Source organism: Amycolatopsis sp. NPDC003676, from assembly GCF_053587275.1.
On record NZ_JBSFNS010000038.1, the window covers coordinates 14,945 to 38,830 of the forward strand.

26 protein-coding genes are annotated in these 23,886 nt (G+C 67.9%); 14 read left to right on the forward strand and 12 right to left on the reverse strand.

Annotation, left to right across the window (positions count from 1 at the left end; all coding sequences use genetic code 11):
• Window positions 1-30: 30 nt before the first annotated feature.
• From sufC to ACWDNU_RS22580, 8 genes are all read right to left on the reverse strand, one after another.
• A complete protein-coding gene (sufC, locus tag ACWDNU_RS22545; RefSeq protein ID WP_370938716.1) occupies window positions 31-801 on the reverse strand; it encodes a Fe-S cluster assembly ATPase SufC in 771 nt (256 codons plus the stop codon).
• A gap of 38 nt (window positions 802-839) precedes the next feature.
• On the reverse strand, window positions 840-2,012 hold the full coding sequence (gene sufD, locus ACWDNU_RS22550; RefSeq protein ID WP_449670350.1) for a Fe-S cluster assembly protein SufD: 1,173 nt from the start codon (window positions 2,010-2,012) through the stop codon (window positions 840-842).
• Entirely contained in the window at window positions 2,013-3,461 is a 1,449-nt protein-coding gene (sufB, locus tag ACWDNU_RS22555; protein WP_370938718.1) for a Fe-S cluster assembly protein SufB, read from the reverse strand.
• A complete protein-coding gene (locus ACWDNU_RS22560) occupies window positions 3,458-4,309 on the reverse strand; it encodes a helix-turn-helix transcriptional regulator (protein ID WP_449670351.1) in 852 nt (283 codons plus the stop codon). The genes sufB and ACWDNU_RS22560 overlap by 4 nt, the downstream gene beginning before the upstream one ends.
• Window positions 4,310-4,535: 226 nt before the next feature.
• Window positions 4,536-5,450, reverse strand: coding sequence for a haloalkane dehalogenase (locus ACWDNU_RS22565; protein WP_449670352.1), 915 nt, complete (start codon window positions 5,448-5,450; stop codon window positions 4,536-4,538).
• 37 nt (window positions 5,451-5,487) lie between these two features.
• The gene (locus tag ACWDNU_RS22570; RefSeq protein WP_182893653.1) at window positions 5,488-5,940 is read right to left on the reverse strand and encodes a DUF350 domain-containing protein; all 453 of its coding nucleotides are present in this window, start codon (window positions 5,938-5,940) and stop codon (window positions 5,488-5,490) included.
• A 54-nt stretch (window positions 5,941-5,994) separates the two neighbouring features.
• Complete coding sequence (locus ACWDNU_RS22575; protein ID WP_344281853.1) at window positions 5,995-7,161, reverse strand: glutathionylspermidine synthase family protein; 1,167 nt, start codon at window positions 7,159-7,161, stop codon at window positions 5,995-5,997.
• Window positions 7,162-7,782: a hypothetical protein gene (locus tag ACWDNU_RS22580; protein WP_449670353.1), complete on the reverse strand. Its 621-nt coding sequence runs from the start codon at window positions 7,780-7,782 to the stop codon at window positions 7,162-7,164.
• 97 nt (window positions 7,783-7,879) lie between these two features.
• Between ACWDNU_RS22580 and ACWDNU_RS22585 the strand changes: the two genes are divergently transcribed.
• From ACWDNU_RS22585 to ACWDNU_RS22600, 4 genes are all read left to right on the forward strand, one after another.
• Window positions 7,880-8,860, forward strand: a complete 981-nt coding sequence (locus ACWDNU_RS22585; protein WP_370932606.1) for a septum formation family protein — start codon at window positions 7,880-7,882, stop codon at window positions 8,858-8,860.
• A 3-nt stretch (window positions 8,861-8,863) separates the two neighbouring features.
• Complete coding sequence (locus ACWDNU_RS22590) at window positions 8,864-9,214, forward strand: metallopeptidase family protein (protein ID WP_344281862.1); 351 nt, start codon at window positions 8,864-8,866, stop codon at window positions 9,212-9,214.
• A 153-nt stretch (window positions 9,215-9,367) separates the two neighbouring features.
• The gene (locus tag ACWDNU_RS22595; RefSeq protein ID WP_449670354.1) at window positions 9,368-10,609 is read left to right on the forward strand and encodes an MFS transporter; all 1,242 of its coding nucleotides are present in this window, start codon (window positions 9,368-9,370) and stop codon (window positions 10,607-10,609) included.
• A gap of 57 nt (window positions 10,610-10,666) precedes the next feature.
• Window positions 10,667-11,125, forward strand: coding sequence for a hypothetical protein (locus tag ACWDNU_RS22600; RefSeq protein ID WP_370932608.1), 459 nt, complete (start codon window positions 10,667-10,669; stop codon window positions 11,123-11,125).
• Window positions 11,126-11,146: 21 nt separating this feature from the next.
• On the opposite strand, the gene ACWDNU_RS22605 is transcribed toward ACWDNU_RS22600, so the two are convergent.
• From ACWDNU_RS22605 to pheA, 3 genes are all read right to left on the reverse strand, one after another.
• Window positions 11,147-11,812 (reverse strand): DUF4232 domain-containing protein, encoded by a 666-nt coding sequence (locus tag ACWDNU_RS22605; protein ID WP_370932609.1) that lies wholly within the window; start codon window positions 11,810-11,812, stop codon window positions 11,147-11,149.
• Window positions 11,813-11,963: 151 nt separating this feature from the next.
• Window positions 11,964-12,581 carry a histidine phosphatase family protein gene (locus tag ACWDNU_RS22610; protein WP_370932610.1) on the reverse strand — a complete coding sequence of 206 codons (618 nt, stop codon included), beginning with the start codon at window positions 12,579-12,581 and terminating at the stop codon, window positions 11,964-11,966.
• On the reverse strand, window positions 12,578-13,483 hold the full coding sequence (gene pheA, locus ACWDNU_RS22615) for a prephenate dehydratase (RefSeq protein WP_449670355.1): 906 nt from the start codon (window positions 13,481-13,483) through the stop codon (window positions 12,578-12,580). The genes ACWDNU_RS22610 and pheA overlap by 4 nt, the downstream gene beginning before the upstream one ends.
• 98 nt (window positions 13,484-13,581) lie before the next feature.
• Between pheA and ACWDNU_RS22620 the strand changes: the two genes are divergently transcribed.
• The 4 genes from ACWDNU_RS22620 (at window position 13,582) to ACWDNU_RS22635 (ending at window position 17,172) form a co-directional block, all read left to right on the forward strand.
• Window positions 13,582-14,205, forward strand: coding sequence for a macro domain-containing protein (locus ACWDNU_RS22620; protein WP_370932612.1), 624 nt, complete (start codon window positions 13,582-13,584; stop codon window positions 14,203-14,205).
• A 133-nt stretch (window positions 14,206-14,338) separates the two neighbouring features.
• Window positions 14,339-15,274: a type I pantothenate kinase gene (gene coaA / locus ACWDNU_RS22625; protein ID WP_370932613.1), complete on the forward strand. Its 936-nt coding sequence runs from the start codon at window positions 14,339-14,341 to the stop codon at window positions 15,272-15,274.
• 163 nt (window positions 15,275-15,437) lie between these two features.
• Window positions 15,438-15,587 (forward strand): hypothetical protein, encoded by a 150-nt coding sequence (locus ACWDNU_RS22630; RefSeq protein ID WP_182893641.1) that lies wholly within the window; start codon window positions 15,438-15,440, stop codon window positions 15,585-15,587.
• Window positions 15,588-15,621: 34 nt separating this feature from the next.
• Window positions 15,622-17,172, forward strand: a complete 1,551-nt coding sequence (locus ACWDNU_RS22635; RefSeq protein WP_449670356.1) for a hypothetical protein — start codon at window positions 15,622-15,624, stop codon at window positions 17,170-17,172.
• Here the strand turns inward: ACWDNU_RS22635 and ACWDNU_RS22640 are convergent.
• Window positions 17,169-18,167 carry a hypothetical protein gene (locus tag ACWDNU_RS22640; protein WP_449670357.1) on the reverse strand — a complete coding sequence of 333 codons (999 nt, stop codon included), beginning with the start codon at window positions 18,165-18,167 and terminating at the stop codon, window positions 17,169-17,171. The genes ACWDNU_RS22635 and ACWDNU_RS22640 overlap by 4 nt on opposite strands.
• Before the next feature lie 108 nt (window positions 18,168-18,275).
• On the opposite strand from ACWDNU_RS22640, the gene ACWDNU_RS22645 reads away from it, so the two are divergent.
• The 6 genes from ACWDNU_RS22645 (at window position 18,276) to ACWDNU_RS22670 (ending at window position 23,885) form a co-directional block, all read left to right on the forward strand.
• Window positions 18,276-18,596, forward strand: a complete 321-nt coding sequence (locus ACWDNU_RS22645) for a nucleotide pyrophosphohydrolase (RefSeq protein WP_449670358.1) — start codon at window positions 18,276-18,278, stop codon at window positions 18,594-18,596.
• A gap of 62 nt (window positions 18,597-18,658) precedes the next feature.
• Window positions 18,659-19,327: a Crp/Fnr family transcriptional regulator gene (locus tag ACWDNU_RS22650; RefSeq protein ID WP_449670359.1), complete on the forward strand. Its 669-nt coding sequence runs from the start codon at window positions 18,659-18,661 to the stop codon at window positions 19,325-19,327.
• Window positions 19,328-19,430: 103 nt separating this feature from the next.
• Entirely contained in the window at window positions 19,431-20,189 is a 759-nt protein-coding gene (locus ACWDNU_RS22655; protein WP_449670360.1) for a hypothetical protein, read from the forward strand.
• On the forward strand, window positions 20,186-22,204 hold the full coding sequence (locus tag ACWDNU_RS22660) for a hypothetical protein (RefSeq protein WP_449670361.1): 2,019 nt from the start codon (window positions 20,186-20,188) through the stop codon (window positions 22,202-22,204). The genes ACWDNU_RS22655 and ACWDNU_RS22660 overlap by 4 nt, the downstream gene beginning before the upstream one ends.
• A 1-nt stretch (window position 22,205) precedes the next feature.
• A complete protein-coding gene (locus ACWDNU_RS22665) occupies window positions 22,206-23,186 on the forward strand; it encodes a hypothetical protein (protein WP_449670362.1) in 981 nt (326 codons plus the stop codon).
• Between the two features lie 72 nt (window positions 23,187-23,258).
• The gene (locus ACWDNU_RS22670; RefSeq protein ID WP_009085782.1) at window positions 23,259-23,885 is read left to right on the forward strand and encodes a response regulator; all 627 of its coding nucleotides are present in this window, start codon (window positions 23,259-23,261) and stop codon (window positions 23,883-23,885) included.
• Window position 23,886: the final 1 nt, after the last annotated feature.

Genomic DNA, 23,886 nt, shown 5'->3' on the forward strand with positions numbered 1-23,886 from the left:
GGTGTCGTCGGGAACGGGGCGCGGGGAACGTCAGGCCTTGGCCGGCTCGGGAGAGCCGACGTACTTGACGTAGCCGTTCTCCTCCAGCTCGTCGGCCAGTTCGCGGCCGCCGGACTCGACGATCTTGCCGTCGGCGAAGACGTGCACGAAGTCCGGAGTGATGTGCCGCAGGATGCGGGTGTAGTGCGTGATCAGCATGACGCCGACCTCGTTGCCCGCCTTGTACTCGTTGACGCCCTCGGACACGACGCGCAGCGCGTCGACGTCCAGGCCGGAGTCGGTCTCGTCGAGGATGGCGAACTTCGGCTTGAGCAGCGCCAGCTGCAGGATCTCGTGGCGCTTCTTCTCGCCGCCGGAGAAGCCCTCGTTCACCGAACGCTCGGCGAACTCCTGGGAGATGCCGAGCTTGCCCATCTCCTCCTTGACCTCCTTGACCCAGTGGCGAAGCTTGGGGGCCTCGCCGCGGACCGAGGTGGCCGCGGTGCGCAGGAAGTTCGACATCGAGACGCCGGGCACCTCGACCGGGTACTGCATGGCGAGGAAGAGGCCGGCGCGGGCGCGCTCGTCGACGCTCATCTCGAGCACGTTCTCGCCGTCCAGCAGCACCTCGCCGGAGGTCACCTCGTACTTCGGGTGGCCGGCGATCGCGTAGGACAGGGTGGACTTGCCGGAGCCGTTCGGGCCCATGATCGCGTGCGTCTCGCCGGACCGGATGGTCAGGTTGACGCCCTTGAGGATCTCCTTGGCGCCCTCGTCGGTGGTCACCGACGCGTGCAGGTCCTTGATTTCCAGGGTAGCCATCTGCTGTTTCCTAAAGAGTCTGAAGTGGACGGACGGGCTCAGGCGCCAACGGCTTCGAGTTCGGCCTCGATCGCGGCTTCGAGGCGCTCGCGCACCTCGGGCACGCCGATGCGGACCAGGATCTCGTGGAAGAACCCGCGCACGACCAGCCGCCGCGCGGCCTCCTCGCCGATCCCGCGCGACTGGAGGTAGAACAACTGCTCGTCGTCGAACCTTCCCGTGGCGCTCGCGTGGCCCGCGCCCTCGATCTCGCCGGTCTCGATCTCGAGGTTCGGCACCGAGTCGGCGCGCGCGCCGGGGGTGAGCACGAGGTTGCGGTTCAGCTCGTAGGTGTCGGTGGCCTCGGCGGCCGCCCGGATCAGCACGTCGCCGATCCACACCGCGTGCGCGCCTTCGCCCTGCAGCGCGCCCTTGTACATCACGCGCGACTTGCAGTTGGGCACCGCGTGGTCCACGAACAGCCGGTGCTCCTGGTGCTGGCCGGCGTCGGAGAAGTAGACGCCCAGCATGTCCACGTCGCCGCCGCGGTCGGCGAAGGTCGCCGTCGGCGAGATGCGGACCAGGTCGCCGCCAAGGGTGACGACGGTGTGGTTCAGCGTCGCGTCGCGGCCCAGGCGCAGGTGCTGCTCGGACACGTGCACCGCGTCGTCGGCCCAGTCCTGGACGCTGACCACGGTGATCTTGGCCGAGTCGCCGATGACGAACTCGACGTTGTCCGCGTAGGTGCCGGAGCCGACGTGGTCGAGCACGATCACCGCGTTGGCGAACGCCTCGGCGCGCACCTGCAGGTGGCCGTAGGCGACCTTGCCCTCGCCGGGACCGTGGACGCGCAGCACCGACGGCTTCGACGCCTCGGTCTCCTTCGGCACGGTGACGATCGTGGCCTTGGCGAAGGACGAGTACGCCTGCGCCGCGATGCGGTCGCTCGGCACGCCCGCTTCGCCGAGGCGCGCGTCGTCGCGGCCGACGGTCTCGATCTTCAGCTCGGGCGCGGCCTCGGTCTCCAGCGTGATCTCGCCGGAGGCGACGGCGGAACCGTCGTGCAGGCCGCGCAGGCGCTTCATCGGAGTGAAGCGCCAGTTCTCCTCACGACCGCCGGGGACCTCGAAGGCCTCGACGTCGTAAGAAGTGAAGCGCTCCGCGCGGGAGGCCGCCGGAACGACGGCCCCCTCGCGGATGGCTTCGGAAACGTTGTTCTCTGCCACGGACATTTAGCCGACGGACCCTTCCATCTGCAGCTCGATCAGGCGGTTCAGCTCGAGCGCGTACTCCATCGGCAGCTCGCGCGCGATGGGCTCGACGAACCCGCGCACGATCATCGCCATCGCCTCGGCCTCGTCGAGGCCGCGCGACATCAGGTAGAACAGCTGCTCTTCGCTGACCTTGGACACGGTGGCCTCGTGGCCCATGGACACCTCGTCGTTGCGGATGTCCACGTACGGGTACGTGTCCGACCGGGAGATGGTGTCCACCAGCAGGGCGTCGCAGACCACGCTGGAGCGCGAGTGGTGCGCCCGCTTCGCGACCTTGACCAGGCCGCGGTAGGAGGTCCGGCCGCCGCCGCGCGCGACCGACTTCGACACGATGGTCGAGGACGTGTGCGGCGCGAGGTGCTCCATCTTGGCCCCGGCGTCCTGGTGCTGGCCCTCGCCCGCGAACGCGACCGAGAGGACCTCGCCCTTGGCGTGCTCGCCCATGAGGAAGACCGACGGGTACTTCATGGTCACCTTGGAGCCGATGTTGCCGTCGACCCACTCCATGGTCGCGCCCTCTTCGCACTTGGCGCGCTTGGTGACCAGGTTGTAGACGTTGTTCGACCAGTTCTGGATCGTCGTGTAGCGGCAGCGGGCGCCCTTCTTCACGATGATCTCGACGACCGCGGAGTGCAGCGAGTCCGACTGGTAGATCGGCGCGGTGCAGCCCTCGACGTAGTGGACGTAGGCGTCCTCGTCGACGATGATCAGCGTCCGCTCGAACTGGCCCATGTTCTCGGTGTTGATCCGGAAGTAGGCCTGCAGCGGGATGTCGACGTGCACGCCCTTCGGCACGTAGATGAACGAGCCGCCGGACCACACCGCGGTGTTCAGCGCGGAGAACTTGTTGTCGCCCGCGGGGATCACGGAGCCGAAGTACTCCTGGAAGATCTCCGGGTGCTCCTTGAGCGCGGTGTCGGTGTCCAGGAAGAGGACGCCCTGCTCCTCCAGGTCCTCGCGGATCTGGTGGTAGACGACCTCGGACTCGTACTGCGCGGCGACGCCGGCCACGAGGCGCTGCTTCTCCGCCTCGGGGATGCCCAGCTTGTCGTAGGTGTTCTTGATGTCCTCGGGCAGGTCTTCCCAGCTGGCCGCCTGCTTCTCGGTGGACCGCACGAAGTACTTGATGTTGTCGAAGTCGATCCCCGAGAGGTCGGCGCCCCAGTTCGGCATCGGCTTGAGGTCGAACAGCTTGAGCGCCTTCAATCGGGCGTCGCGCATCCACTCGGGCTCGGACTTCTTCGCGGAGATGTCGAGAACGACATCCTCGTTCAGGCCGCGGCGGGCGCTGGCGCCAGCCTCGTCGGAGTCCGCCCAGCCGAAGGCGTAGTTGCCAAGGGACGCGATGGTCTCTTCCTGGCTCAACGGCTCGGTGGTGGGAGTGCGCTGCTCGGCAGCGGCAGTCATGCGGGTTTCCCTCCATTCGGGATCCGTGGTGCGTGCCCTTCGGGCGGCGCGGCCGCGTCTCCGGGCGTCGTGCGGTCCGGCTCGGGATGGGCCGGGATACCCGCCGGTCCGGCGGGTACGTGTGTGGTGCACGCGTTGTCTCCGCGCGCGATGGTCGCCAGCCGCTGGACGTGGGTGCCCAGCAGCTTCGCGAACGCTTCCGTTTCGGCCTCGCACAGCTGCGGGAATTCCGCGGCCACGTGCGCGACCGGGCAGTGGTGCTGGCACAGCTGGGCGCCGACGTTCGCGGCTTGGGCTCCCGCGCCCACCTGGCGGGTCGAGGCAGCGTAGCCTTCCCTGCTCAGCGCGGCGGCGAGGGCCTCGGCGCGCTCGACCGGATCAGCCGATCCAGTGATCGCCTGCCGGTGCGGCCCGACGAGCCCTTCGACCCGGCGCTCGGCGAACGCGCGCACCGCGTCCGGTCCGGCGTGCTCGGCGAGGAAGCGGATGGCCGAGACCGCGAGGTCGTCGTAGGCGTGCCCGAACCGGGCCCGGCCCGGTTCGGTGAGCAGGAACAGCTTGGCCGGGCGGCCGCGTCCGCGCGGGCCCTTGCGCGGGGCGTCGCGAGTCTCGGCCTCGCCGTCGGCCTGCAGCGCGTCGAGGTGGCGGCGGATCGCCGTCGGGCTGATGCCGAGCTGCTCCGCGACCACCACGGCGGTCATCGGGCCCTGCTCCAGCAGCAGCCGGGCGACCTCGTGCCGGGTGCGACCCTCGGCAACGTTCACCGCGCTGACCTGCACGGGAACGCCGACGGCCGCGGCGCGCGGCTGGTCGCCGCGCCCCTCGCCAGTGCTCCCGGTCTTTTTCACAACACAAGTGTGTCTTATTTCCGGCCAGCGGGCAAAGGCGGGGTGTCGGGCAGTGACCCGACTCACCTCCGGGCGCGCCTCGCCGCAGCAGCGCCCGGCCCCAGGTCCGTGAGGGGAACCCTGAGGGAATCAGATTCCCTCAGGGTTCCCCTCACGAACCTTGGCATCGCACCCCGAGAACCCCCGGCGCGCTACTGCGAAACCTCAGCAGGCGAGCGAGGCGAGGTCAGCGGCGGACGAAGCGGGCCACGTGCTCGGCGAGCGCCTCCCCCGCGTCCTCCTGCAAAAAGTGCCCAGCGCCCGCGATCGTCGGGTGGTCCAAACCAGCCGCCCCGCGCATCGACCGCTGCAAAATCGGCCCCATCGCCCCAGTAATCGGATCCCCGTCCGAAAACGCGCACAAGAACGGCACATCCAGCTCAGTCAACGTCGTCCAAGCCGCTCGATTGGCCTCGGACGCAGGATCATCCGGCCGAGTAGGCACCAACCCAGGCATCGCCCGAGGCCCGGCCTTGTACATCTCATTGGGGAACGGCGCGTCGTAAGCCGCCCGAATCTCTTCCGACAGCGGCGTCTTGCAGCCAGCCTGCACACACCGTCCGACGTCGAGAATCTGCGCGCCCTCCACTGCCTCCCGGAACTTGTGCCACACCGGCGGCATGTCCACATCCCCAGTCGGCAGCCCGGTATTGGCCGCCACCACCCCGGCGAACCGCCCGGGGTTCTCGGCCACCAGCCGCAGCCCGATCAACCCGCCCCAGTCCTGCCCCACGACCGTGACGCCGTTCAGGCCCAGGACGTCGAACGAGAACCGGCGCATCCACTCCACGTGCCGCGCATAGGTGTGGTCGACGATCTCCGCGGGCTTGTCCGACCGCCCGAACCCGACGAGGTCCGGCGCGATCGCCCGCAGCCCGGCGTCGGCGAGCACCGGGAGCATCTTCCGGTAGAGGAACGACCAGCTCGGCTCGCCGTGGAGCAGCAGAACCGGCGGCCCGTCGGCGGGTCCCGCCTCGACGTAGCCGACTCTGATCAGGCCGCCGTCCGGGTCGGACAGGTCGGTGTACTGAGGTTCGAACGCGAAGTCGGGCAGATCCGCAAACCGGTCTTCCGGCGTCCTGAGCAATCGCACGGTTCCCACGTTAGTGGGAACGGGACCGCGCGGCAGTGCGCGAACGCTACGAAATCGCTACCGCGACGACCAGCCCGAGCCCGAGGTGCGCCGCCGCGACGACCACGCTCGCCGGCGCGAACTTCTCGCTCTGGATCGTGGATCCGACATCGATCCGGGTCGCCCACTCCAGCAGCCGCACCGCCAGCACCTGCACGATGACCCCGATCAGGCCGTAGACCAGCGACGTGATCAGCCCGGCGGTCAGATCGCTCGCGGAGCTGTAGATCGCCACGACCACGATGAACGCCATCGACAGCAGTCCGGACGCGGTCACGATCACCGCGTTCGGCAGCCCTCGGGTGACCAGCTTCGACAGCTTGCCCGGCGTGGTGAAGTCGATCGCGTAGAAGCCGGCGAACATCAGCAGCAGGCCGACGATGCCGTACAGCAGGATCGCGCCGATGCCACGCACGAGGTCGGAGCCGAACGTTGCGGGCAGCGCGAGCGTCGAGGTCACGGGATCTCCCTGGATGGCCGAGTCAGCCGATCAAATCGGACATCCAGGGTTTTATCACGACTCCGGAATCCGGTGCGGGACAAACGCCGCACCGTCGTCGGTGACGAGTCCGCTGGTCTCGCGGATCCCGAGCCCCGCCGACTGGTCGCCGACGATCCACGCGCCGAGCGCGGGCCGGTACCCGTCGAACTCCGGCAGCGGGTCGAACGCCTGGTAGACGTAACCCTCCGCGCCGTAGACGCCGTCCGTCTGCGTCTCGTACCCGGTGGCCACGATCTGCACGTTCGCGCCCTCGCGGCCGAGCTTCGGCTTGCGCACGTACTCGGTGAGCAGGCCGGGGTCGTCAGCGAACGCGGGCAGCAGGTTCGGGTGCCCGGGGTAGTTCTCCCACAGCACCGCGAGCAGCGTCTTGTTCGACAGCAGCATCTTCCACAGCGGTTCGACCCACAGCGTGCGCGGCATGGTCTCCACCGCGAACTTGCCGAACTCCTCGTCGACCACCCACTCCCACGGGTACAGCTTCACCACCGTGGACATCTGCGCCTCGGCGAGGTCGACGAACCGCTTGAGCACCGGGTCCCAGCCGATCTCCTCGATCGCGAGCCCGACCGTGTCGAGCCCGGCCTCGGCGGCGGTCTCCTGCAGGTACGCCGTGGTCACGTGGTCCTCGCCGCTCGGATCGGCCGCGGACCAGGTGAAGTGCAGTTCGTTCGACGGCAGCTTGCCGCCGAGTTCCTCCCAGCGCTCCACCAGCTTCTCGTGGATGGAGTTCCACTGGTCGTCTTCCGGGAAGACGTCGGTCTTCCAGTGCCACTGCAGCAGCGACGCCTCCAGCAGCGTGGTCGGCGTGTCCGCGTTGTACTCCAGCAGCTTGGCCGGCGATTTGCCGTCGTAGCGCAGGTCGAAGCGGCCGTAGACGTGCGGGTCCTGGCGCTTCCACGACTCCGCGATGTGCGGCCACACCCACTCCGGGATGCCGAAGCGCTGGTACTGCTCGGTGGTCACGACGTTGTCGACGGCCTCGAGGCACATCGAGTGCAGCAATTCGACGTCCGCCTCGAGCGAGAGCACCTCGTCCATGTCGAAGACGTAGTGCACCGACTCGTCCCAGTACGGACGCGGCTTGCCGGTGCCGTCGCGCGCCGGGGTGCCGTAGACCAGGCCCTGCTCTTCGACGATCCGCTGCCAGTCGCGGCGCGGTTCCCGCCGGTCCCGATACACCTACGAGCCTCCGCTCTTGCCGGTCCCGCCGGTGCCTCCGGAGGTGCCGCTCTTGCCGCTGATGCCGAACCCGCCGCGCTGGACGCTGGTGCCCGACTTGGTCGTGACGTTGGTGTTGCCCGACGGCGCGGTGTAGCTGCCGCCGGAGACGTGCTGGCCGATGCTCCCGGTGCCGCCGTAGTTGTAGCGGTACTGGGTGAACCCGCCGCCGGGAAGCGGGATGAACCAGAACCCGCCGCTGTAGTGCCCGTGGTTGGCGACCGCGTAATCCTCAGAGCAGTACTTGTCGTCCTGGATGACCCCGTCGGACGAGACGCAGGACGCGGTGACCTCGGCGGGCTTCGCGATCGTGTAGAACGTCGCGACCAGCCCGACGAGACCGACAGTGACCCCGCTGCCGATCAGGATCTTGCGTTTGGTGGCCGCTTTCGCGTCCGCCGCTTCCCGCGCCGCGAGGGCTTCCTGCCGTTCGCGTTCCTGGTCGGCGATGGCCTGTTTGCGGGCCCGTTGTTCGGCCACCGAGGGCTGCCGCGGCTGCGTGCTCGCGTCCTGAAAACGCATCGAGCCCGGCTTCTTCTGCTCCTCGGTCGGCTGCGCGCCGCTGTTGTCGTCTTGCGTCATGTGCGCTCCGTAATCCCCCAGCACTGCAAACCCCGCTTACCACCCTAATCGACCCAGCACACGCGCGGTTCATGCGGCGCGGGCATCATAGGTATCGATGTCTCAACGCTCGGAGCGGTTCCCTTCGCGTATGCAGACCCTGACCACCCGCGTGGTGATGGCCGGGGTGTTCTTCGGCGCGGTCATCGCGCTGGCCTTGAGCGTCGCCTTCTCCTGGACCGACACGCTCGCGGGCGGCGCGGGCGGCGGGGAAGGCAAGCTCAGCGAGGCCGCCCAGCAGGCGTTTCACTCGCCACCGGGCACCTGCCTGACCTGGAACGCGAAAGACGCCTCGGACGCGCACGCGGTGCCGTGCACCCAGTCGCACCTGTTCGAGGTCACCACCGTGGTCGACATCGGCGCGAAGTTCCCGCAGCAGGCTCCGTTCCCGAGTCTCGACCAGTGGCAGGACATCGCCCAGCAGCAGTGCAACAGCGACGTGCGGCCGTACCTCGGCCACCCGCTCGACCCGTACGGCAAGCTCACCACCAACCTGCTGCGGCCCACGTCGGCGCAGTGGTCCGGCGGCGACCGCCAGTTGCGCTGCGGCCTGCAGTTCGCCGGTCCGGGCGGCGGCCTGCAGCCCACCACGGGCGCGGCGAAGACCCAGGACCAGTCGATGGTGTGGGCCCCGGGCACCTGCCTCGCGCTGGTCGGCAAGGGCGTCGGCGATCCGGTCGACTGCAGCAAGCCGCACTCCTACGAAATGATCGCGACCCTCGACCTGGCCTCGCACTTCAAGGACGGCTACCCGAAGCTGGACGACCAGAAGTCCTGGCTCGACACCGAGTGCAACAAGGCGGCCAAGGACTACACCGGCAGCTCCGACCTCTCCTCGAAGAAGCTCACGCTGGGCTGGGACTCGCGCGAGCAGGAGAGCTGGGACGCCGGGTCCACCAAGGTCAACTGCAAGGTCGCGGCCACGCTGCAGGACGGCAGCGGATTCCAGGCGGTCACCGGCAGCGTGAAGAGCGGGGCCTCCGGGTCGTCCAGCCAGCAGCAGAGCCCGCCGCCGAGTTCCGGTTCCGGCGGGAACTGAGCAGTGCCCGTCGAGATGAGCCAGGCCCGGTTCGAGGAACTCGTGGCCGACGCGCTCGACCAGGTGCCCGCGGAGTTCGCCGCGGCGATGGACAACGTCGTGGTGCTGGTCGAGGAGTTCAACGAGGAAGCGCCGGACATCCTCGGGCTCTACCACGGCATCGCGCTCACCGAGCGCACCAGCCACTACAGCGGCGCGCTGCCGGACCGGATCTCGATCTACCGGGAGCCGATCCTCGACATCTGCGACACCGAGGACGACGTCGTCGAGGAAGTGCTGATCACCGTCATGCACGAACTCGGCCACCACTTCGGCATCGACGACGAGCGGCTGCACGAACTCGGCTGGGGCTGATTCCGGCGGAACCCCGTCAGCCCGTTGCTCTTCCCTGATCAACAACGCAGCGCCACCACGGAAAACACCGAAGGTCACCAAAGCGTCACGGAACGCGGCTGATCTCTTTAGACTGTCCTGATCAGGCAGTTTCCAGTTTTCGTGAGGTGGTTTGTGTCGCATCGGACGACGGACGGCCGGCTGCGCTGGCTGCTCGCTTCGAGCGGCACGTCGAACCTCGCCGACGGCATCGCCAAGGTCGCTTTCCCGCTCCTGGCCACCACGCTGACCCGCGACCCGGTCGAGATCGCCGCGCTGTCGGCGGTGCAGTTCCTGCCGTGGCTGCTGTTCGCCATTCCGGCGGGAACCCTCGTCGACCGGATCGACCGCAAGAAGGCGATGATCGCCGCGAACGCGATGCGCGCGGTCGTGGTCGCCGCGGTCACCGCGCTGCTCGCGTTCGCCGCGATGGAGATCTGGACGATTTACGTCGCGTCGCTGCTCGTGGGCATCGCCGAAACGGTCGCGGAGAGCGCGGCGAACGTGCTGCCGCCCTCGCTGGTCGAGGCGGACCGGCTGGAGAGCGCCAACAGCAAGCTGCAGGCCTGCGAGATCGTCGGCCAGACGTTCCTCGGCGGCCCGGTCGGCAGCGCCACTTTCGCGATGTTCGCGGTCTTCCCGTTCCTGCTCTCGTCCGTCGGGTTCGCGGTCGGTGCCGCGGTGCTGCTGGGCATGGCGGGCAGCTACCGGCCGAGGCAGGAGACCAAGTCGCACATCCGGGCGGATTTCGCGGACGGTTTCCGCTGGCTAAGGCGGCATTCGCTGTTGCTGCGGCTGCTCGCGATCGCCGGTCTGCTCAGCCTGATCAGCGAACTGGCCCAGGCGCAGCTGGTGCTGTACGCGCTGGAAGACCTGCATTTGTCCGACGCCACCTTCGGTGCTTTCGCCTTCGTCGGAGGTGCCGGTGGCCTGCTCGGAGCCGGGCTGACGCCGCGACTGGTCCGGCGCATTGGACGGCGAACGGTCCTGGTCGGCGGGGTGTTGTTCTGCGCACTCGGCTTCGGCGGCATGGGCCTGGTGCGTCAGCCGGTGGTGTCCGCGGTGCTGTTCGGCGTCTTCGCGGCGGCGGTGGTGGCGGTGAACGTGGTGCTCGCGACCGCGCGCCACACGCTCGTGCCGGGCGAACTCCTCGGCCGTGTGCTCGGCGTCTGGCGGACGGTCGTCTGGGGCGCGATTCCGCTCGGCGCGCTGCTCGGCGGATGGCTCACCAAGCTGCTCGGTTCGGCTGGCGACACCTTCACCGCTTCCGGCGTCCTGCTGCTGTTCGTGACCGCTTATGCACTGTTCGCGCTGCGCGGCCGCCCGCTCGATGACAAAACGGCCTCGACCGGGGACGGAGCCCGTTCGCAGCAGTGATCCGGCGCGGTTTTGGTGCTGAAATAGCACCTCACCCCGGCCGCCCGGAGGTACGTGATGACTGCGCTCGACACTCCGCCGCTGCCGGACGACGACCGCGACACCGACGTTGAGCCACCGCCTCCTGCCGCCCGCCGCCCGCTCGTCCTCGCCGCCGTCGCCGGGTTCGTGCTCGGCACCTGCGTGGTCGGGCTGCTGTGGGGACTGTCCGGCCAGCGCGCCGGAGCGAATGTCGACGCGGCGGCCGCGTGTGCCGCGTTCGCGCGCGCCGGGCACATCCCGGACACCACCGGGGGCGCCGACGCGGTGCAGTTCACCCGGATGTCCGACGATTCGGTGCACCGCGTGACCGGCGCGATGGAGCTGGCCAAGGCGGCGGCGACCTTCGACGGCAATTACCAGCCGCTGGCCAAAAGCCTCGAAGCGGTGAACAAGATGGTGCTCAGCAGCCGATTCGACAACCGCGACGGGCAAGCCGCCGTCGTCCAGGCGGAACAACTCTGCGCGCGGGGCTGACCCCCACGCGCAGAGCTTTGGTCAGGCCTTGTGCACGGTTTTCACGCCGAGCTGCTTGCCCGGGATGTTCGTGCCCGCGCAGCCGAGGCCGTCGAGCGGCACGAACTTCGACGCCGTCTCCTGCGGCAGGTACACGCGAAGGCCCTTGACCTGGGTCGGCTTGCAGACCGCCGGGTCGAAGTTGCGCACCTGCGCGAACTGCACGTCGGCCGCGGCGGACTGGCCGGGAGCCAGCTTCACCGGCGCGCCCTTGGCGCCGTCGCGATCGGCGGCCGGGCCGATCTGCGCCCCGTTTTCGCCGCCGACGTAGGAAACGCCGGGGAAGCCCTGGATAGTGCACGGTTTGCCGCTGGTGTTCTTGATCAGCAGCGACCGATACTCCGAACCCGCGCCGGCGTCGCCGCCGCCGAGCGACAGGGAAACGTCGCCCGCCTTGCACAGGCCGTTGTCGGCGGGCGGCTTTTCGACCGGTCCCGAGCCGCCGCTGGGCGCGGACGACGCGGAAGAAGGAGCGGACGACGCGGCGGACGAAGCCGACGACATCGGACTGCTCGACGGGGTGTCCGAACTCGCCGGGCCGCTCGCGGCGGGAGCGCCCTGGCCGCACGCGGAAAGCAGCAGCGCCCCCGACGCGCCCACTGCGGACAGGAAGACCAGGGAAAACCACGGTTTCTTCGTGTTTGCCATCTCACTCGCCTCGCTGTGCTGGTGAACGCCGAACTGGGTGGAACCTTCATCCGGAGGACGTGCCAGGTCCGGACGGGGTTGCTCCGCATCCGGTGAGTTCCCCACCGGCCCCGGCTTCACTCAGCGTTTCCCCGCACGAGTGATCAACCGCTCACGAAAGGCGGGTGTCGACCCAGCGGACGCACTCCCATCCGTGGTCGCGGGCTTCCAGCTCGACGAACTTCGTGTTCGGGATCAGCGCCTCGTTCGCCAGTTCGGCGGGCACGTTGGCGGCCAGCCATTCCCCGGCGAGCCGGATCGCGCCGCCGTGGCTGACCAGCACGACTACTCCGTCCGGCGAAGTTTCCTCGTGCTTGGCCCGCAGCTCGTTGGCCGCGCCGAGCATCCGGTCCCGCACCTGCGTGCCGGTCTCGCCGCCGGGGATCGAGACGTCCAGGTCGCCTTCCGTCCAGGCCTTAACCACGCGCAGGTAGACGCCGATCGAGTCCAGGTCGGTGTTGCCTTCGAGATCACCGGCGTCGACCTCCTTGACGCCCTCGATCACCTGCACGTCGAACCCGAACGCCTCGGCCAGCGGCGCTGCGGTCTGCTGCGCCCGAACCGCTTCCGACGCGTACACCGCGACGATCGGCTCGGATTTCAGCTGCTCAGCGAGCGCCGCGGCCTGCTCCCGGCCGAGTTCGGTGAGCGGCGGACCGGGCAACGCGGTGTCCAGCGCGCGGCGGACGTTGCCCTCGGTCTGTCCGTGCCGGACCAGCAGCAACCTCATGCGCCTTCTCCCTTCAAAACCGCGTCGACCCACGCCTGCGCGTCGAGGAAATCCTGGTTCCCCGCGCCGTCCTCAATCGTGGCCGCGACCTCGTCCGCACGCGGGTACGAACCGAGAAAGCGCAGGTGAGAGCGGCGGCGCAGGGCGGCCATCGCGTCGATGATCCGCGGTTCGGCGACGTGGCCCTCGAAGTCGATGAAGAACCGGTACTCGCCGAAGTTGTTGCGGGTCGGCCGGGCGTCGATCCGGGTCAGGTTGATCCCGCGGCCGGCCAGTTCGACCAGCAGATCGGACAGCGTCCCGGTGCGGTTGACCGCGGCCGCGACGATCGACGTGCGGTCGGCTCCGGTCGGCGCGGGCAGTTCGCCGGGACGACGCACCATCAGGAACCGGGTCTGCGCGTCGCGGACGTCGGCGACGCCGGTCGCCAGCTCCTCCAGCGGGTAGTGCTCGATCGCGACCGGCGCGGACACCGCCGCGTCGAAATCGCCCTCGACCACGCCGACGGCCGCCGCCGCGGTGGACGACGAGGCGACCGGGGTGACGTCCGGCAGGTTCTCCTCCAGCCACTCGCGCACCTGCGCGAGCGCGTGCGGATGGCTCGCGACGGTGCGGATTTCGCCGCCGCCTGGCCGTTTGAGCACGCTGAAGTGGATGGGCAGGATCGTCTCGGCCGTGGCGACGAGCGGATCCCCGTCGCTGAGCCCGTCGAGCGTCGCGGGGACCACGCCCTCGACGGAGTTCTCGATCGGCACGCACGCGGCGTCCGCGGCGCCGTCGCGGACAGCCTGCAGCGCCAGCCGGACGGTCTCGTAGGGGGTCAGGTCCTCGCCCGGCGCGAGCGCGCGGGCGGCCTGCTCGGTGAACGTGCCCTGAGGGCCGAAATACGCGATCCGCAACACGGGAGTCAGGCTAGCGACCGCGCGCGTGGCGCTTTTCACTCGGACAGCCGGTGGTTAAACCGGTTACGCCGGGTGGCGTTTTTTGCCATGCTTGCACGGTGACCGCCGACTCAGGCACACACGCCGGGCACGGGGAAGCCGTTTCGCCGGGTTCTCCCCGAACGCCGGAATTGGTGCTGTGCGCCGTCGATGAACCGCTGGCCGCGGCGTGGACCTCCGCCGCGGCGGACGTCGTCGGCTCCGTCCGGGTGCACCGCGGTTCGGTGCTCGATATAGCCGCGCAGGCGGTGGTCAGCCCGGCCAATTCCTACGGCTGGATGCGCGGCGGGATCGACGCGGTCTACGCACGGGCGTTCCCCGGCATCGAGCAGAGCGTGCGCAGCGCGGTTTTGGCTTCTTACGGCGGTGAGCTGCCGATCGGCGAGTCCGTGATCGTCCCGACCGGCGAGTCCGAACCGGCTTGGCTGATCAGTGCGCCGACCATGCGCGAGCCCGGCGAACGACTGCCCGCGGACACCGTCCACCCGTATCTCGCGGCGCGCGCGGTGTTCCTGCAGTGGCAGCGCGGACAGCTGGATTCCGGCTCGGTCGCCTCCGCGGTCCGAACGATCGCGATGCCCGGTCTCGGCACTGGCGTCGGCGGCGTGGCGCCGGCCACGTGCGCCCGTCAGGTCGCCGCGGCGTGGCAAGAAGTTTTCGGGACCAACGGTCACCTTCGGTAAGCGAATATCTCTCGGTTCAGGGGTGCGTGCATCACATCACAGCGCGTTCACGCGCGGTAAGCCCTACCGTTGATACGGCGTTACGGAAGTAGCGCAGACGGAGCCAGCGCAGGCGACGGCCGAGGAGTGTGCGATGCCCACACGGGTCCGTGAACTCAGCCCTTATGTAGAGCTGCATCGGGAACAGTGGCGGGAGCTGCGCAGCTCCACTCCGCTGCCGCTGACCGCGGACGAGCTGGTCCGGCTCCGCGGGCTCGGGGAACAAATCGATCTCGCCGAGGTCGCCGACGTGTACCTGCCGCTTTCGCGGCTGATCAACCTCCAGGTGAAGGCCCGGCAACAGCTGTACGAGGCCACCACGACGTTCCTCGGCGAGGACTGTCGCAACACCAAAGCCCCGTTCGTGATCGGCGTCGCGGGCAGTGTCGCGGTCGGCAAGTCGACCACCGCCCGGATCCTGCGCACCCTGCTCGCCCGCTGGCCCGACCACCCGCGCGTCGACCTCGTGACGACCGACGGGTTCCTCTACTCGCGCGACGAGCTGACCCGGCGCGGAATCATGCACCGCAAGGGTTTCCCGGAAAGCTACGACCGGCGCGCGCTGCTGCGGTTCGTCACCGAGGTGAAGTCCGGAGCCGAGCGGGTGTCCGCGCCGGTGTACTCGCACCTCGCCTACGACATCCTCCCAGACCAGGAGCAGGTCGTGGAGCGGCCGGACATCCTGATCATCGAGGGATTGAACGTCCTGCAGCCCGGCCCGAGCCTCACCGTTTCGGATCTGTTCGACTTTTCGATTTACGTCGACGCGCACATCGACGACATCGAGCACTGGTATGTCGAGCGATTCCTGAAGCTGCGGCACACCGCGTTCGCCGACCCGGCGTCGCACTTCCACCACTTCGCCGGCTTGGACGACGACGAGGCCCGCGAAGAAGCGCGGCACCTCTGGCGCACCATCAACGAGCCGAACCTGATGGAGAACATCAAGCCGACCCGGCCGCGCGCGACGCTCGTGCTCCGCAAGGACGCCGACCACGCCATCAACCGTGTTCGACTGCGGAAACTCTGACCGTCACCCACACGCCTCTCAGTGGTCTCTTTCTTCCCGACAGCCGGGTAATTGACCGATCGGCCAGCGTCTTCGTAACCACTTGGCCGATACCAGCTGCCCGGTCGGCAAGCGACCCTGAAAGCAGCAGGACGAGAGCACTTGACCTGCGAAGGAGGCCACGATGTTGACTATCGTCCTGACCTGGGTTGGCGCGGTATTGGGATTGACGCTGCTGGTCGCGATGGCCGCGGGGGCGTTCGTCGTCGACTTCGACGACGCGCTGCGCGAACGGCGCGTCAAGGCACGCAGCACGGCGGAGCCGACCAGCTGAGGCCTGAGCTTTCGGTCCAGGCAAGATGTGCGGCATGAGTCCGGTGAGCCGCGCGCGCAAGAAGAGTTCCCTACCCACCGCCCCCAGCGTCAACGGTCTGTTCAAGGACGTGCTGCGGGACTTCTCCGCGGTCGCGGCCGAGCCCGGTCCGTTCGACATCGACCTGCTCGGTTCCGAGGTCGTCGGGCAGTGGCGGGACGTCGTCGTGGAGGACGAACCGGAAAGCCAGCTCGGACTCGAGCTGATCGCGTTCGCACAGCGCAAGATCACGCCTGGCGCGGCAGCGCTGCTGGCCGCGCTGAAGGTGCTGGCCGAGTCCGAAGAGGAGCGTGCGGCGGCGGCCGAGGCGCTCGGTGTCGTGCTCGGCCGCGGCATCCCGGAGCCGGAGTGGGCCGCCGAGGTCGGGCAGGTCAGCGTCGGCGAATGCTGGCGCACCGGGGACGTTTACGGCGACGAGTCGTCGCTGCTGTGCGTCTTCTCCCGAGGCGACCATTCGCTCGGCCTGCTCGCGCTGCTGGACTTCACCGAGGGCGGCCGGGTGCGCGACCTGGTGGTCATCGAGGAGCCGCACGAGGTGCTCGCCGAAATGCGCTCGCAGGTCGAGGAAGACGGCGAACTGGTCGTACTGGAAAAGATCGAACCCGCCGACGCGCACCGGCTGCTGGTGTCCGGAATCGCCGCCACGGACGCCCTGGACGAGCCGGACGTCGGCGAGGACTACACCCGGTTCCACGCCATCGCGCTGACCTGGGCGCGTTCGCTGCCGGAGCCTTCGGAGGTTCCGCCGGTGGCCGAGTGGAGCGCCGAACAGCGCGAGGGCGCCGTCACTCAGTTCCTCGCCGACACGAACCTGCCGGACGCCGACGCCGCCCGCGAAATCGCCGACCTGCTGGTAGACCACGGCTGCCGCACCGAACCGGCGAACCCGCTGCGCGTCGGCCCGGAAAAGCTGGCGCGCTTTCTGGAATCCTTGCTGGACGGCGAATACGAGCTGGAAGACGAGGACGCCGTCGCGCCGGTCGTGCTTTCTTGGGCAGGCTGGGCCGCCGCTCGCGCCGGGCTGTCCGAGGTCGCCACCGCGGCGTTGCTGGAAGAAGTCACCGAATACCTCGGCGAGTACCTCTCGGACGATGACGAAGACGACTTCAGCGATTACCTCGACGGCACCGAGTCCGCCGAGGAAGCCCTCGAAGTGGTGGCACGCCGCCGTTTCGCGGTGCCCGAACTGTCCACAGTGATCGGTGACGAAGAACTGACCGATTTGGACCCAGGCGACCCGGAACAGCGCCGCCTGCTGGTGATCGGTGCCCACCCGGAGTATCACGAGTCCCTGGCCGCGGAAGAATTCGACGGCGCCGACGGTCTGCGTCTCGCCCTTGAGACGTCCATTGTGGACCAGCTGTGGGACGACGAACCCGCCGAAGTCTGGACCGCGGCGCAGAATCTGCTGCAGCAGGACCTTTCCCGGGGCGAGGTCCTCGACCGCTTGGTGACTGTCCTAGAAGGACAGTTGACCGAAACCGAGGAAGAAGACCAGCTGGACTACGACCTCGACGCCTACCGCGCCGCCCTGGCCGAGATCTAGCCCTTCGGAAGCGCGATCCGGGCCGCCCGGATCTCCGCGAGCAACCGGGTCTTGCGGCGGTGGACGTTCACCAGCTCGGCGACGTAGCCGGTGAACTCCTCCGCCGTGCCCGCTTGTTTGTGCAGGGTGCGCAGTTTTTTGAGGCACTGCGCTGCTTCCTGGTACGCGGCTGCTTCTTTTTGCGCGATCAGGTGCTCGATTCGCTCGCGGTACTCGGGGATGGAGTCTTCTTTTTGCTGCGGTGCGTCTTTCCGCTGCTTCTCCGCCGGTGGCTTCTCTGCCTGTAGCCGCGCCTCCGCCCGCTGCGGCTTCTCGACCTGCTGAGGCTTCTCGGTCCGCTGCGGTTTTTCCGCCGGTAGCTTCTCCGCCCGCAGTCGCGCCTCCGCCCGCTGCGGTTTCTCCGCCAGTCGCCGCGTCCCTGCCCGCTGCGGAGTCAGCACCCGCGCCGCGTAAGCGATCGCCTCGCTGTGCCGCCCAGCCGCCCGCAACACCCGGACAATCTTGAGACTGACGTCCACCCGAGGCGGCTTGGCCGCGAGAATGGCGACCAGCCCGTCCACGTCCCCACTGGCCTCCGCGATCTCCTCCTGCAGCCGCTGCGCGATCTCGACCTTTTCGGGCTGCCTGACGCGCAATACTTCGTCCACAATGGACTTCATCCGCGCGAGCCCGGCGCCCCCGAGTGCGGCCGCGAAATCAGCCACCGCGACCGCCCGCCCGCTGAACGCCGCTTCGAGCACCCAGTCCGCGAGCTGCCCCGGCTCCGGCGGCCGAGCCGCACAAGCCCGCGCGTACAAGGCGACCGCCTGGTCAAGCCGCTCCTCAAGGTCCGCCGCGAGGTCGCCGTGCTGCTCGAGCATGCCCACGATGTCGTCCACCGCCCGCCGAGCGAGCGGCGCGAGATCAGCGCGGCTGCCGGAGTCGAGCAGCCGCCGCACAGTATCGAGAACCGCACCGATTTTGGCGGTGTACTCGACCGGGTCGGGGACGCTCACGCGAACAGTCTGCCGTATGGCCCGTAACCGGCGTGTGGGCCAACGGCGTACTCTTTTCGGCCCAACCCGTACACCCCAGGTGAGCACTGCGCGTGATAGTCAGGTCCAGTGACCCTAGAAGACCTGACCCAGCGCCTCCGCGACTTCGCCGCCGCCCGGGACTGGGAACCGTTCCACACCCCGAAAAACCTGACGATGGCCCTGTCCGGCGAAGCAGGCGAGCTGATCGCCCTGTTCCAGTGGCTGACCCCGGAGGAAGCCGCGAACTGGCGCGCGGACCCGACCCGGGAGTTCAACGTCCAAGACGAAATCGCCGACGTAATGCTGTACCTGGTCCGGCTCGCGGATGTGCTGGGAATCGACCTGCTGGAAGCGGCGAACGCGAAGGTGGACCGGAATGAGAAGAGGTTCCCTCCGCTAGCCCGGTGAAACCGGATCAATCGCCGACTCGGCCGCTTCCCTGGCCGTATCGGGTGAGAGACACTGAGCCCGTGGATAGTGCGCCGCCGGCGTTCTCGACCTGGATGGAGCAGGCCGCGCTCGACGAGCTGAGGAGCCAGGGAGTACGCCGTCCTTTCCGGACCGGTGCCCGGCTCTTCCGGCAAGACGATCCGCACGGAAGCGTGTTTCTCATCGAATCCGGCCTGGTCACGGTCTCCGTGGCGGACGTCGACGGGACCGAGCTGATCGTCGGCATCTACGGCCGCGGCGAACTCATGTGCGAAGTCAGCGCGGTGGAGAAAAGCCCGCGGTCGGCTTCTGGCGTCGGCAGACGGCCAGGCTTCGTCACCGAGATCCCCGGAGCCGCATTTCGTGCGTTTACTGTCCGCCACCCGCAGGCGATGCGGTACTTGCTGACTGCGGTCCGGTTGCGGCTCCAGCGGGCCGAACAGGCCCGGCTGACCCAGCTCTCGGTTGACGTGGTGGGCAGAGTCGCGCAAACCCTGCTCTCGTGGGCGGACTCGTTCGGCCGCACCGGCCCGAGCCACATCACCATCACCGGGTTCTCCCGGCGCGAACTTGCCCAGACTGTCGGCGCGTCACCCAAGTCCGTCGACGCGGCGCTCGCCCGGTTGACCTCCGACGGCGTCGTCCGCACTGGACGGCTGCTGTTCGTCCTGCGTGATCTGCCTCGCTTACGGGCGCTTGGCGAGCGGTGACGAATAGCACGATTCCGATCCATTGTCTACCCACGAGACGGTAGTCGACGGGCAAGGTCGTATCGAAGACTCTCCGCACCGGATCACGGGAAGGGGAGAAAACATGCCGATGCCCAGCTCGAAAGCGCTGTTCGGTTACGACATCGTCGACTCGTCCAAGGTCGACGACGATCAGCTCGACGACCTCCGACGCGAAGCGAAAGAATTCGTCGAGGCGGCATTGACGGAGTCCGGCGCCGACCTGACCGCACGCGCCAACTACTCCTACACCGGAGACGGCTCCCTGTCGGCTTTTCCAGAGCAGGACCTGCCCGCGCTGGTCGACGCCGCGTACTTGCTCCAGCCGAAGCTGTACCAGCACAACCGCCGGCACCGCCCGGCGATTCGGCTGCGGCTGGCGGTGCATACCGCCCCAGTCGTCGTGACGGAGGGCGAGCGCTACCAACGGCCGACGATCAACCTCTCCCGGCTCCTGGCCGCGAAAGCGTTCGACGAACTGGTGGAGGACCTTGAAACCCGCCGCGAGGTGCCGGTGGCGCTAGTGGTTTCGGACCAGGCTTATCGGGCCGCGGTGAAAGGCAGGCACACCGAACGCCTGCGCCCGGACCAGTTCGCACCCTTGCGCCTCGGCCACAAGGAGTTCGGAGAACAGGGCTGGGTCTGGGCGCCCGGCCTCGATCCGGACGCGTTGCCCGACCCCGCGAAATCCAGCCGGCCCTCCACGCCAAGCGCCACGCGGAACCCTGGTGGCAACGGGCCGGCACCGCAGTTCCACACCGAAAACGTGTACGGGGTCAGCCTGCAAGGGTCGAACTACGGGCCGATCGAGTCGACCATCCACGTTCCTGGCGGGCCGCGGTGACTACGGCAACCGAAGCGCCCGCAGTCGAAGGCCCGGCAGACAAATCGCCGGAGACCGAAGTTCCGGCCGCCGAGGACCAGGAGCTCCCCCAAGAGCGAGGTGGACCACAGACCGTCACCGGGGCGAACTTCAAGGGCGACCACAACGGGAATTTGGTCCAGATCTTCAATCCGGAGGAGCCGCGACGCACCAAGTCCAACCTCGTCGAAGGGCCGGTGCCGGAGGAGCGAATCACCCAAGCTGCCAAAGCTTTCTGCTTCCCAGCCCGCTTCGCCGAAGCAGCAGCCGTCCTCCGGAAGCGGCATCTCGTCGTATTGTCCGGGCATTCCTGCGGGCGAACTCACGCAGGGATCCGTCTGCTCATCGATCTCAACCTCGAGTCGCTGCACCACCTCGACCCGACGCGTCCCGCGAAAGATCTCCTGGCGCATCAAGCGAACACGACCGGCTACTTGTGGGCGAATCACGACGCCAACGACTGGTCACCGGAAGACTGCGAGCGCACGCTGGACCAACTGTCGGAGCGTCTTCGATCGCAAGACTCGTATCTGGTGCTGACCTTCCTGGGAAATCCGGATCTAGGCAACGTCACCAAATACGTCGCCGAGTTGGCCGCACCCCCTGCGGTCGCCGTCGTCCAGGCACATCTGACCGCGCGCGGTATCTCGAACGACCGCCGGACCGAACTGCTCAGCGAGATCGACCTCGAAACCGTCTCCCCCGTGCATCGCGGACCACGCCATGCGGCGGAAGTGGCTCGACTGTTGGCCGCGGTCGAAGCGGGAGAGCATTCGCTGGCCGATGTGAAAGCCACGTTGACCAGACGTGCCGACGAGGACATCCAGGCATGGTTCGGAGAGCACCCCGACGTAAGCAGCAGAGCTCTCGCCATCACCGTTTCCTTGCTCGAAGGATGCCCTTATTACAAGATCGCCTCGGCTGCGGAGAAACTCGAAAAAGTACTGGCCAATCCGGAGAACGGGGAAATCTGGCCCTACCAGCCGCCCGATCTCCTCGAACGGAGCAGAAGCGACCGGCTGAACTCTGTCCACGCACACATCGCGTGCCCGGCCTCCAGTTCGTCTTCGAACCTCGCACTAGGGCCGGTCCGGTTCAGCCGGCCCGGTTGGGGGCCACTGCTGCTGAGCTACGTGTGGACCGAGTTCGAACGGGTCCGGCCCGTCATTCAAGAATGGCTGTGCACGCTCACCGATGAACTGGCCAGCGCTTCGCCGGCGCAACAAAGCGCACTGACCCGGTTCGGCACCACACTGGCCTCCGCTGCGGAACCCAACCCGATGCGATGGGTTTTTCCTTGGCTGGGCCCGAGCAAGCCCGCTCACAGTCAGACCATGGCCGCGACGGTACTGGGCTCGCTTTGCGCCAACCCAGGCTACGTCCAGCAGATCAAGGACGTCTTGCGGCATTGGAGCCAGCCGAACGCGCCAGCCTGCTATCGCCATGCGGTTGCCATCGCCTGCGGAGTCGAATTCGGAAAGGCTCATCCCGAATTCGCTATGACACAACTGGGACGGCTCACCAAGAACTGCGACGACAGCCTCCGGCGCTTGATCCCGAGGGCAGTGCAGGCGCTGCTGGCCGAGCCCAATAATCGAAGCCTGGTCCTGAGCACCGCGGCGATGTGGCTGCTTACCGGAGGAGCACAAGCCCAGACCATGGCTTATCGGTGCGCGATCAAGGCCCTTTTCGTCGCCGGATCGGAGAAACCGCTCACTGAGCGCGACAAGCCTGCGGTCCGACTGGTCGGTTCCGCGCTACTGACGAGCCTGAAGTATCGACCGCTGATGATGCGGTGGCTGGCTAACCAGGCCGCTTGGGCGACCATCTCCGCCAGCGAAGCCGCGAAGAGCAGATACCTGCTGCACACTCTCCTCACCGGCGACTCCGATTTTGTCCGGAGATTTGGATACGACCTCCGAAAATATCTTGCCGCCCGCGGCGAAAACTCTCAAGTACTCGCCCGTCAACTCGATCTGATTGTGAAGGAAATATGAGATGGAGAACGAATCGCCCTACCAGTCCTGGCACGGGGTACGCCGGCTTCCTCGTCCCTTCACCGCCATCCTGCGCCACCAATCGCGCAAGCAGCACGACCGCGTCCTGGTCGCCCGCTGCGACGACGGGATGTGGGCCAGCACAAATCTGCATCTTGGCGCCACGACCGGTGTGCACAAGCTCGGGCTGAGCATGGCGAAGCACGTGAAGGACCTCTACGAGGTCGACATCTCGCCGACCAGCATGACCTTCACGAGCGTGTTCGAAACAGCGAACGAAGGCGGCATCGTCGAGGCGACTATTTCGGTGATCTGGCAGGTCACCGATCCAGTCGCACTGATCTACCGCCCGAAGTTCGATCACCTCGACGCCATCCGCAGCAGTGTTGAGGACCGGCTGCGCCCAGTCGTGCACCGCACCGCGCTGGACGAGGTCGAAAACCTCACGGACGTCGCCGACCGGTTGCTCGCTCCGATGATCCCGGTCAGCGAAGGCCCCATCTCGTGGGGCAAGGCCGACACGCTCTTCCGCCTCAACGGTGCCGGTTCGCTGCACCGGCACGCGCTCGAGACGATCCGGCGGGCTCGCATAGTCGACCGTGAGCAACGCGAAATGGACCGTGAGCGCATCAGCTTTTTCAGCGAAGTGATCGACTCCGGCAAAGTGAGCCTGCTCGCCATGATGCTGAGCCAGGACAAAGTGGAGGTGAAAGCGGTCCTCGATTACATCCACACCTACGACATCCCGATCGGCCGGAATTTGCTCGACAGCGACGACCCTTTCCGCAACGCGGTGGGACGGCTGATGAGCGAGGCCGACGACTTCGACCGCCAGGAGATGCGACTGGCGCTCCTCGAGTCGGTGAGCTCACGGGGTCGGGACAGCGAACTGGCCAAGCTGCGCGCAACGCTGGACGAGACGCTGGCGGGAGAACGTCGGAACGGCTCACGCCCGCGCTCCAACGGCTCAAGTCCTGGGTGAGGCGTCGTTGCGCGCTGGTGTCGTGCGGCACCACCGGCAGACGAACCGCCCCACGGCCCGTAACCTGGACATATGCCGATTCAGGTGCTGCTGGTAGACGACCACGAACTCGTCCGGCGGGGCCTGCGCGACCTGCTCAGCGACGAGGCCGACCTGGAGGTGGTCGCCGAGGCCGGGAGCGTCGAGGAGGCGCTCGCGGTGGCCATGCACGTCGAGCCGGATGTCGCGGTCGTGGATGTGCGTCTTGGTGACGGCGACGGCATCACGCTCTGCCGCGAGCTGCGGTCCAAGCCGAATCCGCCGGCCTGTCTCATGCTCACCGCGTTCGACGACGAGGAGGCCATGGTCGGCGCGATCATGGCGGGCGCTTCGGGGTATCTGCTCAAGCAGGTTCGCGGCCAGGACGTGGTGAACGCGGTCCGCGAGGTCGCCGCCGGGCGGTCGTTGCTCGACCCGGTCAGCACCGCCCGCGTGCTCGACAAGCTGCGCCATCCGCCGACCGACGAGCTGGCCGCTCTCACTGATCGCGAGCGCGACGTGCTGGAGCTGATCGGGCAGGGGCTGTCGAACCGCGAGATCGCCGAACGTCTTTTCCTCGCCGAGAAAACGGTGAAGAACTACGTGACGTCCGTGCTTGCGAAGCTCGGCATGCAGCGCCGCACCCAAGCAGCGGCGTGGATTGCCCGGCGCGGCAAGTGAA